The organism is Agriterribacter sp. (assembly GCF_035444585.1).
GTDB lineage: Bacteria > Bacteroidota > Bacteroidia > Chitinophagales > Chitinophagaceae > Agriterribacter.
The window spans coordinates 1-14,894 of the sequence record NZ_DAOMOZ010000118.1 but is presented as its reverse complement, the minus strand read 5'-3'; the positions used below and the strand labels follow the sequence as shown (position 1 = coordinate 14,894).

Sequence of the window (14,894 nt, the reverse complement as noted above, 5' to 3'; positions counted from 1 at the left end):
GAGGGGGCTGGTCGGCAAATTATTCCCACCGCACTAAAAGGGACAAGTCAGGAAAGATCTCCTCAGGAACAAAGTCGCAAAAGGCCCTTGCAATAGCAGCATCAGACGCATTGGATTTTTGCTGAAAAATCATACACTATAATAAATTAAATTATATGGGTGCGCTCCTGTCTTAGTTAAACTTCAGAGAATATAAATCAGCATCTTTCAAATAGATCTTTAGTTTTACGGGCCTCCCTTCAAGTGAGGACACATCCTCCTTCCCATTCCATAATACTATACGTTTGATTTCATTGCCGATAATTTCCTGGGTATTATTAACTGTATATCCTGGTATCGGTCGCCCTTTAGCATCGAGTATTTCAATTTTTACGTATCCTGCTGCTGAAGTAGCGTAGTTGATTTCAAGCGCTTTTCCTTTAAAAACAAAAGGTTTTGTAATCACTTCTCCACCTTTAAAATCACCCTTAAGGGAAGCAAATCCATCCAGTCGTAAAGAATATCTTTTAATATGCGCGGTAGGCTGGGCATAGCTTTCATTTACATACACCGACAATTCTGTAGGGCTGGTTTGCACCACATTCAACACAGGATAATTAGACCGGGATACCCAGTTTTCCAGCCCGATCTCAGGGCGAATAAAAGATTGCATAAATGTTCTATCATATACAGAGCCGCCCCTGGTGCTCATAAATACAGCATCGGAACAATCTTTAAAATAATTAGGATTTACATTTAATGCCTTAGCCTGTTCATCAGTTAAAACCTGCCTCTTGGGCATAAACCTGGCACAAATAGACAGGTATATATGTGGCGCCCTGAAATAAGGACTGGTTTGATTGGTATACAAATGGTCTAATGGGGTATTCCCAAAAGTCATTTTTACAGGAGCTGCCCAGTTGATAAAATCTTTAGAAGTAGTTCTGCTCACCGACCTAAAACCTTTATACTGGGTAAATCCTCCATCGCTCCAGGTACGGAAATAACAAACATATTGTTGTTCACTTTCAGACCAGAAAGCCACATTTTGAGAATCAAAAACCCCGGTTTTATATACGGCAGAATCCTGAATTTTTTCCCAATGGATACCATCTGCAGATACAAAAGCAAATAAGCCTGTTCTATCCGTTCCGCCTAACGCCTTGAATCTTTCAGTGGCTTTTGCATTGGGGTTCCTATCGAGAAAAGGACTGAAATTATGCGTAGCCGGAGCCGCATGTGCCAAAACAACATTATTATCTGTTGTACCATCTATGGTATAAATGCCAATGTTGGGTTTTGTCCAGTTAATGCCATCGGATGACTCCGCATAGCAGGTTACTTCATTTGAGTTACCATCCTTACCTGCTTCCCTTATGCCTCTATAATAAAGTTTGTACTGCGTTCCATCTTTAATTATAGTACTATATCCGCTAAAATTCCCTTCCCAGGGATTATCAAACTTTAAAACCGTTCCTTCATTTACAGGAGTATGAAGCTGCTGGGTAACATTGTTTAATTTTTCTATCAGGTACTGGTCCACAAATAGTTCCCGGTTATTTCCAAGTTGCAGTGGCTTACCGGTCTGAGCAAGCAGGTCTGTCTGGTGAAGACAAATACATACCAAACATAATAATACTCCCTTTAGAATATGCATGACATTTTTATTTAAATGAATTAAAAAATTAAGGTTGAATTTCAATAATAGTTCCGGCAATATGGCGACTACCATTGGCTTTATTAAAGTAGTAAACTACCAGTACCCGGTTTTCGGGCAATACTACCGACCATGGGTAACCGATATCTGTATTACCTCCATCATCTCTCAAGACAAATTCTTTGGATGTTTTCCAATCAGTACATTCCGCATTTAAAACGCGGGCTCTTATGCCATAAGGCTCATGCCGGTAGCCATATACCAGCAGAACCCGGTTATCCGGTAATCTTGTTGCCATTAATGGATGTCCCTGGAAACCCATTGGTTCCCAGGAAAAGGTTTTCCCCCCATCTTTAGAGCGGGCTATCACCGCCTGATCATCCATATTGGCAGTACGTAAAAAACCAATAATGTCTCCCCCGGGGGTTTCATATACTGATGCCTCATTGAAAGAAGCATTGGCATCTTTTGCTACTTCACTTACATATTTCCAGGTTAATCCTTTATCCTTTGAAGCAAGCAGATAATTAGATGTTTTCTTTATACTGTCATGTGCTGCAACGATCCATAATATCCTGCCATCTTTTGCCTCGTATAATGCGCCGCGGTTATAGGCTGGCACCGGCATGCCATATGCATTAAAGTTTCGTTCTGGTATTATATGTGGGGGATAATAAGGCCCCTGCCATGTTCTTCCATCATCCACTGATCTTACTACATAGCCTCCTAAAAATATATATCCTCCGGCTTCAAAATACGGTTGCTTTAAATTAGGTATTCCTTCAGGACGCACTGTAGTCCATCCATAACTTGTACAGAGTAAAGTACCGTCTTTCAACCGAAGAAGGCAGGGATCCTGAGAGCCGCCAAATGCGTGGGCATACAGCAATTGAGGAGTTTTCACCCAGTTTTCTCCATCTTTCGATTTTACAGATACCAGATAACTGTTATGATCCACATGGTTATTGCCCTTTTCTCCAAAAATGATGCGATTGGGAGCTCTTCTGAAGGCCACCATTAATTCACCATTCTTAAGCTTAACTACAGAAGGGAAAGTGGAATAGAAGGCTGTATCACTATACACAACAATGTCTTTAACTTTTTTAATCTGTGAAATACAAGGTACAACCCCACACACGAGGCATACTAATATTGAAAGCAGCCGGATTTTATTTTGACAGAAAAAGAACGTCTTCATTTTTGAATTGTATTTAATGACTTTCAATATAATAAAAAGTCAAAAATCTTTCATTACCTGATGCATTTAGTTAAACTTAAAAGAAAACAAGTCTGCATCTTTTAAATAAAACTTCAACCTGATTGGCCTACCTGATAAAGCCTGTACAGACTGGTTGCCTTTCCATCCTACTATTCGTTTAATTTCATTCCCGATTATCTCAGTTGCATCATCCTTTGAAAATCCCGGAATGGGCTTTCCATTTGTATCAAGTATTTCCACTTTCACAAAACCTGCCGCCGAAGTAGAATAATTAATTTCCAGCTCCATTCCTTCAAATTGTATTGGTTTTGTAGTTACATGTCCTTCTTTCATTTCTGCATGTGCAGACACCAAACCATCAATACGCATTGAATATCTTTTTAGATGAGCGCCTTCCTGCGCATAACTTTCATTAACATATACTGACATTTCATTTGCCCCGGTTTCAACAATATTAAGCGCAGGATAGTTGGAGCGGGACACCCAATTCTCCAATCCTATTTCCGGTCTGATAATTGACTCCAAGAATGTTCTGTTATACAAATTCCCTCCGCGGGTAGTCATAAAAATCGCATCCGAACAATCTTTATAATATTTGGGATTTACATTCAGCACAGCAGCCTGTTCATCCGATACTACCTGCCTGCCCGGCATAAATCGCGCACCAATGGCGATATAAACCTGGGGAGCACGATAGTAAGGACTGGTTTGCTGGGTATAGAGATGATCATAAGGCACATTACCAAACTGCATGAGCTCAGGTTTGCTCCAGTTGATAAAATCTTCAGATGTGCTTCTGCTTACCGATCTGTATTTTTTTTTATCAGAAGAAATAGCTGAAGATCTGAGATAACAGATATACTTCTTCTCCGTTTCAGACCAAAATGCAACATTTTGTGAATCAAAATCTCCTTCGGTAATAACCGGTTGATCTGCCAATATTTTCCAATGTATTCCATCGGAAGATATGTATGCCTTTAATCCGCTCTTTTTTATGCCACCAAGTGCTTTATATCTTTCTGTAACTTTTGCATTAGGATTCTTATCAAGAAACGGTGAGAAATTATGTGTAACAGGCGCCGCATTAGCAAGAATGATATTATTGCTTGCAGATCCATCCATTTCATATATCCCCAATTCAGGCTTTACCCATACTTTCCCATCCCTGGACTCTGCGTAACAGGTAACTTCGTTTTCACTGCCATCGTTGCCAACTTCACGAATTCCTCTATAATACAACCTGTACAAGCCGCCATCTTTTATAACAGTAGAATAGCCGCTAAAATTTCCTTCCCATTTTCTATCGAAATATAATACAGGTCCTTCATTTTTGGGATGATGAAGTTTTTGTCGTACATGAGTAAGATTTTCTATCAAATATTGATCTACAAAAAGCTCCCTGTTATTCCCTACATGTAAAGACTTATCCTTTTGAGCAAACGACTCTGTTTGAATAACAGAACAAATGACAGCTAACCCAAAAAATAAATTCTTTTTTCTACGATTTATAAACATATTCTTAAAATAAAAGGCTGATTTATATCCTAAATAATATATATGCACATTAATCTTTTAGTTACTAATTGAATACAAAGGAGTAAACATCGGCATCCTTTACGGATATCCGCAGTCTGACAGGAACTCCCTGTAATTTAGTGAGGTCAGCAGCCGGTTTCCATATAACCTGCCGGTCTAAATCATCACCATATATTTCTTCACAATCATCTAATGAAAACCATGGAATAGCTTTACCATCCGGTCGCTGAATTTCTATTCTCACCGACCCTGCGGCAGAGATTGAGACATTCAAACTAAGCTTACTTCCGTTAAAAGTAAATGGTTTAGTAATGAGCTCACCTCCGGCAAGCGGTGCATGAAGCGAGACAAAGCCATCTATCCTGATAGTGTATCGCCTTATGCTTACTCCTGTCTCCTGAAGTGCCTTTTCTGTTGCATATATTGATATTTCCGCCGGGGCGTCTTCAATGTCGGACGGTGTCTCGACTAATCCCCAATTCTGGTACATATCTCCATAAAACCATGTATCATATTTTCTGAGCCCCGGCCGCAGGAAGGCTTCCGGCCAGATAGTAAAATGATCCCCGTCCCTGCTGCTCATAATCATACCTTCTGTTATAGCTGTTCCTTCTCTGCGGGAACCAACCGCCCTTATTTGCCGGTAATCAAAACGGGGCAGAAGCTTTGCTGATGTGGTCCATCCCTTATCTACATACCTTGTGGGAAAACCTATGAATAATCCGGGCGAACGATAATACGGCAATACCTGATTAGTATATAATTCGCAGACCCTGCCCGTTGGATAGTTTTCAGAACGCGTTTTTTTGTCGGGCACACTGCCTCCCGGATCTGTATTTGCTTCATAGCTGATGAACTCCGGTTCTGTCCAGTGAATAAAATCTTTAGATTTGGCAGTACGGATATCCCGCCCCGCATCTATCCCTGCATTGATAAGGCTTACAGAGCCTTTGGTTTTATTACGAAAATCACGAACATAACATCTGTATTCTTTCTTCTCCGTATCCCAGAATGCCAGGTTTTGCGAATCAAAAGCGCCTTTGGTAACAACGGGATCTTCATTCATCAGGGTCCAATGTATTCCGTCAGCAGATTTAAAAGCATACAGCCCATGTTTTCCTCCACCCCATCCAAGCGCTTTGTATTTTGCATCAGGCGCACAATCGGGGTTTTTATCCAAAAACGGAGAGAAAGCATGGCTCCCAATGGAATCAAGAATAATATTATTTTTAAATGAGCCTGCCCAGTTAATAATTTCAAGAACAGGTTTTTTCCAATGAATGCCATCCACGCTTTCAGCATAACAGTAAATATCCTTACGGTTAGGTCTGTCTTTACCTCCTGTATAAGAATAATGTCCGGCACGATAATACATGCGGTATTTGTCTCCGTCCTGAAAAACCGTAATATAGTTTGTTCCGTTCCCTTCCCATCCTTCGTTGGTTTCCAAAACAACATTACGCGCTACAGGATGATGAAGCAGGAGATCGGCCTTTCCTGTAACCTTTTCTATTAATGTATTATCTGTAAACAGTTGCCGGGAAGACCCTATCGGACTAATTTCTCCATTGACCTTTTTTTGAGCATAAATGTTCGCTGCATATATCAACATACATATCACTAGGAAATGCCGAAACACCGAACGAAATAAAAGACTTGTTTTGAAAGCGCTCATTGCGTATTCTTATTGATAACCTGGGTTTTGATTAACCTTAGGTTCCGTACTTAAAATGGATAACGAAAGCGGCCAGAGATATTTATAAGTGTCAGTGGGATTACTCTGAAAATATGGTATTAATTCAGCAGCTTTATCGAACCTCAATATGTCCCACCAATATTTTCCTTCATATAAAAATTCCAGTAAACGTTCTTCTAAAATGGAATTGTCATTATCTTCTTTTGACCCGGACACAAATTCATTGCCACTGAAATTACTGCCAAATGCCCGCTTCCTTATTTGATTCATTGCATCAGAAGGATCCTGCGATAACGCATTTTGCGCCTCTGCCTTCATCAGTAACACATCAGCATATCTATACAATACCACATCATCAATAAAGATTCTGGCACCCGCATTGATCATTCCGTCAAACTTCTTCTGGATACAACCATAAAACTTAGTATATGCGCTGGTTGCTTCATCATAACTATACAGTTCTGTATAAGTCGCAGTTCTGCGTAAATCCTCCGGTTTAAACTTCTGCCTCGTATCATCAGTCAATGTCCAGTAACTTGCCCCTCCAACAGCGCCAATAATTGCAGCTGCTGCAGGATCACTATTGGGTGGATATGCATCTATGTACATATTCTGCATAAAAGTGCTTCCTGTTTCATTGAGAAGGAAATTATTCGCCATTAAAATTTCCTTATTCCCTTTATTGTCATAATCAAAGATGCTCCCAAAATCACTCAATAGCTGTACATCTGCCGCGTCTACATCATTCAAAGCAGAAAGTGCTGTAGTCAGATCTTCATCGCCTCCATTTAATTTTTTTGCGGTCCATAAAAACACATCCCCCTTAAGCGCATTTAGCGCCGGTTTTGACCACCTGTTCCGCCCGGCAGTAAAGCTGTTATCGGAGAAAAGAGATAAACCCTGAGCTATGTCATTTTTAATCTGGGTAAATATATCCGCTACCGGAGTTCTTTCCTTATAAATAACTGATGGATCATATCCTTCTGTAGGGTCAGTTACAAGCGGAAGGTCTCCCCATGTTTTAGCCATAATAAAATAGCAATAAGCCCTCATGGCATAGGCCTCTGCCAATGACCTATTTTTATCTGCCTCTGTTTTAAAGGAAATGTTAGGTAAATATTTCAAAACAAGATTAACATCATTAATTACACGATATACTGAACTCCAGTCAGGACCCGCAGCAGTGGGATCTAACGTATTATTATATAGCCTGAGATTGCTAAAATCATTTCCGAGTGACTGTTTTAGATTTTGGCTTCTCGATTCTCCCCATAAATATAGGTTTGTGGCAGTAACACTACGTAGCCTTATGTACATGCCTCTTAATGCTCCGTTTGCATCGTCTTCAGATTTCCAGAATGATGCAGTTGAAATAGAACTGACAGGTTCAAGTTCCAATGTTTTGGTACAACCAGCTCCAATTACAATTATTAAAGCTGAAAATATCAATATGTTATTTTTTCTCATCTTATTACAGTTTTTCAGTTAGAAAGTAATTGAAGCTCCGAAAATGAATGACCTTGGATTAGGATACGCGGTTTCTGTATTTGTTTGTTCAGGACTCAAACCTTCGTAATTCGTAAAATACTTCAAATTACTTCCTGTGAGATTTAATGTGATATCAGAAATTTTTATCCGTTTCAGAAGACTTTGCGGCAACCTGTATGCAAGCGTTACTTCTCTTAAACATAAGAAATCTGTACTTTGATAAAACCGGGAACTTCCTCTATTATTCCACACATTCCATTGCGCGTTCTGATCGGCCCAATAATACCTGGGGACATCCGTAACATCTCCTTCCTTCTGCCAGGATCTTAGCATATGCCCACTTATCGCATTTGCTCCCGAAAAATTTCCTTCCAGCCTTGCAGCTGTTTCATTATAAATGGTTGCACCCAAGGTATAATCCATTCTGACTGTTAGACTCAGTCCCTTATAATTAACAATATTTGTAAAACCGCCTGTTACCCGTGGAATAATATTTCCCATGTAAATACGATCCCTCGTATCTATAGTATCATTCCGGTCAACGTCCATCCAATTTACATCTCCGCCATACTTCATTTTACTTGCACTGGGTAGCAACATATCAATAGGTGCTTTTGCGGCTTCAGCATTGGTTGAATAAACGCTTACCTGCTGATATGCATATTGGTCCCCGATCCTTTGCCCTTCCTGCAAACCACCGAGCCATGCATAACTTCCCCTGGCAGGATCATATACGTATACGCCGCCTACCCTGTTATTCTCAATTCCGTTTTCGGGCAACTTCATAATTTTACTATTAACCTTCGCAGTATTAAACGCAATATTCCATTGAACAGGAGATTCAGGAGATAATACTCTGGCAGATAACTCTATTTCATACCCCTTATTTTCAAGAGATCCATAGTTTGTTAATATGCTGGGAAATCCTGTTGAAGGGGGGAGTGTTAAAGAGGTTAAAAGGTTTTCGGTAACTCTTCTGTAGTAATCAAAAATAACACTCACTCTATTGTTGAATAATCCCAAATCTGCTCCTATGTCAAATGTTTTTGATTGCTCCCACTTTAAATTCTGGTTCGGCAAAGTTGATATCATAATACCTGAAGAACCATAATATCTTGAAGAAGCATTATATTCTCCCTGCGCCTGGTATAATCCCAATCCGCTAATATTACCTGTTACACCATAACTTGCTCTCAATTTCAGCTTAACCAATTCTGGGGGTAAAAATTTCCAAAAATCTTCCCGGTCAACATTCCATCCTGCAGAAACACCTGGAAACAAACCCCATTTATTATCTGTGCCTAAGTTTGATGCACCGTCGTATCTCAAACTTGCGCTAAAAAGATACTTGCCTTTATAATTATATGCCGCCCTTGAAAAATAACCTGTCAACACTTGTTGTGTTTCTGAACCGGAAACTGCTGTTGGTGTTGCAGAAGCATTTAATGTTGGGATGATATCGGTTGCAGCGTTTTGACCTGTAGCCGATAGCGAAATATTATTAGCCCACAAATACGACAAGCCTGCTTTTATCTCAAAATCGTGATCATTGTTAAATACTTTACCGTAGTTTAATACAGCATTCACCTGTGGCCTAAAGTTCTCAGCATATGAACCGGTAGCCGTGCGTGAGGTTACAAGCGTACTTGGTCCATTTAAGTACGTCCGCAAAAAATTCCTGGAGTAACCTCCTCTATATTGCACGGAAACCTGAGGACTAAAAGTCAAACCCGGAATAATTTCAGCTTCACCACCCACAATCAGGGTCAGGTCATTTGCGATATTTTTTGGATTATACACCGATGATCTATAAAATGGATTGGAATATCCTAAACTGCGTCCCGGGGAGAGGGTTCCATCTTCAAAATATAGTTTATTGGTTGCAGGCGCAATGAGGGAAGATTTAAAAACATCTGTTGTCGGCACCTGTTTATTCCTTGTATTAGAGTACATTACTCTTGAGAAAACCTTTACTCTGTCATTAATATTAAGCTCTCCGTTAAGGTTCATTGTAAACCGCTTGTAATCTGTTTGTATAGCAATTCCTTTACTATCCAGGTATCCTAAACCTAAATAAAATCTCGCCTTTTGAGTTCCACCTGAAACTGAAATTGAATGATTTTGAGAAAGCGCCTTTCTAAAAAGCATACTTTGCCAGTCCACACTGTTAAATATTAAAGTTCTTGATGGGTCTGCAGGATCAGGAATACTTTCCCAGCCTTCATTGAGCTTATACTGGTTCTCCGGCGTAAGATATTGTAATGAACCCGTTGTTTTATTGGTAAGATCATTACCAGCTCCCCCCAGGTATGTGCTTCCATCTAATTGTGCGAGAAACGCGGGATTTATTCCTCCGGTTGCTAATATACCCAGACGGGAAAAATAAGCTTCATCTTTTCCAGTAAGAATGTCGTAAGTTTTGGCAACCTCAGACCTCATCAAATCAAACTTATAATTAACCTGCGTTTTGCCTGACTGACCAGATTTCGTTTCTACAATTACCACGCCGTTAGACCCCTGCGCTCCATAAATTGCAGTTGCCGCAGCATCCTTTAATACCTGTATAGATTTAATATCGTGTGCACTGATATCATTCATATTACCCCGCAACACTCCGTCAATAATGTAAATTGGTGGCGAACTATTTGGACTATTTATGGAAGTTCCGCCTCTAACGATAATATTAGGTGCTGCACCGGGTTGCCCTGAATTAGTTTGTACACGCACCCCTGCCAGCGTACCCTGCAATGCAGCCGCGGCATTTGAGTAAGGAATATTTTCCAGCACCTTATTATCAAGTTTTGAAACGGCAGTAGTTATTTCACTCCTGCGCTGCTGAGAGCCAAACCCAACAACAACAACTTCAGAGAGCGGATCAACTCCACTTTCCAGGAATATATCAATATTTGATTTGCCATTTAAAGGAATATCTCTTGTTTGAAATCCAACTGAACTAACAATGAGCGTTATATTAAGATCAGCAACATTAATGCTAAACAAACCTTCTTCATTTGTTGTAGTGCCGTTGCCGGAGTTTTTAATTTTCACGCTGGCGCCAGCCAAAGGCTCACCTCTTTCATTTGTTATTTTTCCCGTAACAGCATTTTGCCCCTGAGCAAATCCTATGCTAAAAAGCAAAACCATCAATATTGAGAACATCTTCCCTGCAAAATTTTTCAGCGAATGATGTAATTGAAACTTTTCTCGGAGTTGTCGAATCATAATCGTAGTTTTTGGCAGTTTAAAGAAATCAGAATGATCTGTAAAATGTTTTCTATTCATAACACAAGCGGGATGGTTAATTCCAGTTTCAAATCTAATTTTACTATTTATCAAAATCTTCTACTTTTATTTACATTCTTAATACTATTTTTCAAAAAACAATACTGCACATTTTAACCGGGAAAAAATTTAATAGCCGGGAAAAGAAGCCCGCAGAAGATGTAAAATCATACAGTTGCTGAAGGAGGCTGTACTGCCAGACCCAACGGATGGCTGCCATGCAAATGGCGGCTCCGGATCAGAGGTAAATGTTCTTGAGGAGTTTTAGAAAAAGCCGTTTGTTTCTACCGGCCCATATTTTAAAGCCAGTTCAATACGCTGTACAACTACGCCGTTCGGGGAAGAAAACCGAAGTGTATTATCACCTTTTTTAAGATGCTGCACCAGAACGGTAAATGCGCTAACCTTTTGCCCGTTTTTTATTCCACGCAATTTATCAAACAGCCCGGGATAAGAAGTATCAGCCGTGTGCAGCAACTGGTTGTTCATTGAAACGGTCATGCTGTCTGCCGTATTGGTTCTCACAAACAAAATCACCTCTTCGGGCTTATCGGTCTGAACACCATCACCTACAAAAATAACGGCTTCAATATTTTGTTGAACCGGCAATGGCAACCGGCTATTGGGAGTTAAATGGTAAGACAAGGAAGATGGCAAGACAGGTAAAATAGTAAAATGGTAAGACAGGAAGATAGCAAGATGGGAGGTTCGTGAGAAAAAATGCTTACGTTTTACACTCTTACGGTCTTAGTTTTACAGTCTTACGATCTTACTCTCTTACGGTCTTACTCTCTTACGATCCTACAACCATCTTCTCTTACGCCTTCGCTATTTCATACAACGTATTCCTCACTATTCCTTCCCCATCCTCCTTAACATGACTGCTCCGGCATCTCCATGTTTCATAACCGCCTTTTTCTATTTCATGCGCGGGAGGAACATAACCGATATACCCGTTGGCCATAGTGATGGTGAAATATTTACCGGTATTGATCTGTTGTTTCAATGCAAGCCCGGTTTCTGCAAAAAACTCCCCGCCCAGCGCGCCGATGGTAATATCGCCGATCTTCAATGCCTGTACCGGGAATTCAATCGTGTCGGGATATTCATTCAGCAGCACCTGTTCGCGTGCATATATTTTCGCCATGGCTTCCGGAGTTGCGGGGTCTATCAAGCGGTAGTCTGTTTGTGCTACTATTTTTTTTGCTGCTCCCACTTCTGCAGCAGATGGTTTGCGAACGACCAGTGTTACTTCTTTAAAAACTGCGGAGATCACAGGATTGGCCTTCCACTGTATATTTTTTATAGCTTCACTCAATTTTGCCGCAAGATCTTTACCTATCATTTCCTTCTTCTGATGTTCTTCTTTGGGATAACGATCAGGCTGAAGAAAATCCCAGATGTTTGCTTCACCACTGGTACCGTTGCTGAGCATGGCAACAAAATGCTCATTAGCCTTAAGCATTGAACTGATGTGCCTTGCAAATACGCCAAAATAATCTGCAGTTACTGTTCCGTTGGCACAGTCGCCAACATAATGCATGGAATAATTGGCCAACAGGCTGATCCATTTTCCATCTGTGGACTGAATGGCAACAGCACTCAGTTCAGGATCAACCGCTGACGCTCTTTTATCTATATAGGCTTCACCTCCGGCAGGATTTGTTTTTATGATATCCAATCCGCCGGTAACGGGATTTTTCGCCTCATAGCCGGGCTTCATATAATAGCGCCTGCATACCACATGCTCAGAGATATTGATGGAAGCGTGTCCGATTTTTGCCGGCTGCAGTTTTGCCCGGGCATCTTTTACGGACTGAACAATTTTAGCACCTAAACTTTTTCTATATGCCAGATCGCAAGGGCCACCCAACAGATCAACTACAGATCCTGCAAAATGGGTATGCGTAGCCGCTATTAAAATATGATCCGGCTGTATACCTGCCTGGCTATGAATTTCTTTTTTTACTTCATCAATGAACGCTTTTTCCATCGCACAGATATCCACTATTACTATAGCAATTGTAGTTGTCGCATCACGTAAAACCAGTGCTTTTGAATACAGAGGATCATGAATGGTATGGGCGTAAAAAGCCACGAACTCACCGTTGATGATGGTGCCCAACGGCGGAGTGATATCTGTTTGGGCGGCGCCGGCGGAAAAATTATTCATCTGAAATTTTAAATTTGAGATTTGAAATCTAAAACCACAAAAGTGGAAGACCGTAAGACTGTAAGACTAATAAGACTGTAAAACCGTAAGACTGTAAAACCGTAAGACTGTAAGACTGTAAGATGATAAGAAAGCTTTTACTACCTTACGATCTTACTATCTTACCATCTTACCATCTTACCATCTTACTATCTTACTATCTTACTATCTTACCATCTTGCCATCTTATCCCCACGCCTTCCGTAAGAATCTGAGCCAGTTTTTATAAAATATATTGTCAATGTCTTCATCTTTGTACCCGCGTGCAGAAAGAATAGCTTCATACTTCTGCAGATCGGCAATGGAGTTCATATTCCAGGGGGATTGTTCTGTTCCAAAGTTTCCATCGAGGTCGGTACCAAAAGCCACGTGCCTGCTGTTGCCTGCTATCTGACAGATATGATCCCAGTGATCCACCAGGTTTTCAAGACGGATATTCAGTTGCCAGGGATCGGATACCGTATCAATAAACCTACTGTCCATCGCCCAGCAGTCGAGCATACCACCGATCACCGCACCTTTTTCTATCAATAACTTTATTTGCTCATCGGTAAGCTGTCGCTGCACAGGTACTATTTTTCTTACATTGTGATGACTCGCCCAAACAGGTCCGTCATATAAATCCATTGCCTGTGTAAATCCCTCATCAGTAAGGTGAGTAACATCGAGTATCAAATTCAGTTTACTCATTTCCTTCAACAGCTCAACTCCCTGGGTGGTAAGCGGGCCTTCCATTTTAGTTCCGGGGGCATAACGCCCATGTGCAAAATGAGCAAGGCCTACGGCTCTCAAACCACAGGCATAGGCTTTATGCAGATAAGAAACATCCACCAGTGAATCGGCCCCTTCCAGGCTAAGCACATATCCTATGGGCTTTTTATCATCTGCAATTGTTTCATCATTCCACAACTCAAGGTGCGCATTCAACTGCTGCAGACTGACGATCTGTACCATTTCACCCAAAGCCTCCATCTCCCTGTACCATGCAAGCTGCGCCTGTGTCATCGCCCAAGCCTGCTGCGGCGAATGCCAGCTTGAGCCCGGCAAAGCACCGCCTGCAGCGTTTACCCGCGACAGTTGGGTGGCCACTACCAACCCCACTCTTCCTTTACGCAGCTCAGGCAGGCATACCGTTCCCCTGCCCCTGTCGTTCTTATCTTTTAAATGCATCTCTCTTAACCTGATCTCTTCCAGCGGACGTGTAAGATCGCGGTTCCACTCTATCGCGTTCATGGCAAGATCGAGATGCGCATCAATAATAAATCGTCTCTTCATATATTAAACGGATAACTATTGTTTACCCGGGCAATAACTCCTTTGTATAAGCAAAAGGATACTTATCAATGATCTGTTTTATCCGGTAGCTGAATTCCCGGAACGTTTCTTCCCATTGCTCCATTTCACCTTCGGGGTATTCATACAGTCCTTTATTATTTTCAGCAGATACGCCTGCCTGCCGGGCAGCGTTTAAAAAAAATGCCGGAACTTCCCGCGATTTTGACAGTTCCGGATTCAGGTCTTGCATCACTCTTCCATAAGCGCCGGCGCCGCCCATCAGGTCAATATACCTGAAATTTCCCGCAAAAGGCAAATAGTATCCGGGATCATTCCGGCATGCCCTGTCAATATCTTCAACAGATGCATAGCCATTCTCCACAAGGTAAAAAGCTTCCCTTGCCATGGCAGCTATCATCTTGGCACGAATACCAAGCTCGCCCGTAATAATATAAGGATCTTTGCCCCAGTATGTTCTTGCCTCTTTGTCCAGTTGCCTGACCAATGCCCCGTCATTTTTTGCATTGGCAATGATCTCCATAAAATAAGT

Annotated in this window: 10 protein-coding genes; all 10 read right to left on the bottom strand. The window is 41.1% G+C overall.

Features of this window, described 5'->3' with window-relative positions:
- Positions 1-172: 172 nt before the first annotated feature.
- Entirely contained in the window at positions 173-1,636 is a 1,464-nt protein-coding gene (locus tag PLH26_RS13205) for a hypothetical protein (protein ID WP_324586497.1), read from the bottom strand.
- Positions 1,637-1,664: 28 nt separating this feature from the next.
- A complete protein-coding gene (locus PLH26_RS13200) occupies positions 1,665-2,720 on the bottom strand; it encodes a sialidase family protein (protein WP_324586496.1) in 1,056 nt (351 codons plus the stop codon).
- A gap of 180 nt (positions 2,721-2,900) precedes the next feature.
- Positions 2,901-4,370, bottom strand: coding sequence for a glycoside hydrolase family protein (locus PLH26_RS13195; protein WP_324586495.1), 1,470 nt, complete (start codon positions 4,368-4,370; stop codon positions 2,901-2,903).
- Between the two features lie 64 nt (positions 4,371-4,434).
- Positions 4,435-6,003: a glycoside hydrolase family protein gene (locus PLH26_RS13190; RefSeq protein WP_324586494.1), complete on the bottom strand. Its 1,569-nt coding sequence runs from the start codon at positions 6,001-6,003 to the stop codon at positions 4,435-4,437.
- A gap of 72 nt (positions 6,004-6,075) precedes the next feature.
- Positions 6,076-7,554 carry a RagB/SusD family nutrient uptake outer membrane protein gene (locus tag PLH26_RS13185; protein WP_324586493.1) on the bottom strand — a complete coding sequence of 493 codons (1,479 nt, stop codon included), beginning with the start codon at positions 7,552-7,554 and terminating at the stop codon, positions 6,076-6,078.
- Positions 7,555-7,572: 18 nt separating this feature from the next.
- Positions 7,573-10,857, bottom strand: coding sequence for a SusC/RagA family TonB-linked outer membrane protein (locus PLH26_RS13180; RefSeq protein WP_324586492.1), 3,285 nt, complete (start codon positions 10,855-10,857; stop codon positions 7,573-7,575).
- Between the two features lie 264 nt (positions 10,858-11,121).
- Complete coding sequence (locus PLH26_RS13175) at positions 11,122-11,514, bottom strand: hypothetical protein (RefSeq protein ID WP_324586491.1); 393 nt, start codon at positions 11,512-11,514, stop codon at positions 11,122-11,124.
- Between the two features lie 160 nt (positions 11,515-11,674).
- The gene (locus PLH26_RS13170; protein WP_324586490.1) at positions 11,675-13,030 is read right to left on the bottom strand and encodes a neutral/alkaline non-lysosomal ceramidase N-terminal domain-containing protein; all 1,356 of its coding nucleotides are present in this window, start codon (positions 13,028-13,030) and stop codon (positions 11,675-11,677) included.
- 225 nt (positions 13,031-13,255) lie between these two features.
- Complete coding sequence (locus tag PLH26_RS13165; protein ID WP_324586489.1) at positions 13,256-14,344, bottom strand: dipeptidase; 1,089 nt, start codon at positions 14,342-14,344, stop codon at positions 13,256-13,258.
- Positions 14,345-14,366: 22 nt separating this feature from the next.
- The coding region (locus PLH26_RS13160; protein ID WP_324586488.1) for a 3-hydroxyacyl-CoA dehydrogenase family protein at positions 14,367-14,894 on the bottom strand (528 nt) is incomplete at its 5' end.

Bases quoted from the DNA above. Each gene is read 5' to 3' on its own strand.
- PLH26_RS13205 (WP_324586497.1), bottom strand. From the start codon at position 1,636: ATGCATATTCTAAAGGGAGTATTATTATGTTTGGTATGTATTTGTCTT.
- PLH26_RS13195 (WP_324586495.1), bottom strand. From the start codon at position 4,370: ATGTTTATAAATCGTAGAAAAAAGAATTTATTTTTTGGGTTAGCTGTC.
- PLH26_RS13190 (WP_324586494.1), bottom strand. From the start codon at position 6,003: ATGTTGATATATGCAGCGAACATTTATGCTCAAAAAAAGGTCAATGGA.
- PLH26_RS13185 (WP_324586493.1), bottom strand. From the start codon at position 7,554: ATGAGAAAAAATAACATATTGATATTTTCAGCTTTAATAATTGTAATT.
- PLH26_RS13180 (WP_324586492.1), bottom strand. From the start codon at position 10,857: ATGAATAGAAAACATTTTACAGATCATTCTGATTTCTTTAAACTGCCA.
- PLH26_RS13170 (WP_324586490.1), bottom strand. From the start codon at position 13,030: ATGAATAATTTTTCCGCCGGCGCCGCCCAAACAGATATCACTCCGCCG.
- PLH26_RS13165 (WP_324586489.1), bottom strand. From the start codon at position 14,344: ATGAAGAGACGATTTATTATTGATGCGCATCTCGATCTTGCCATGAAC.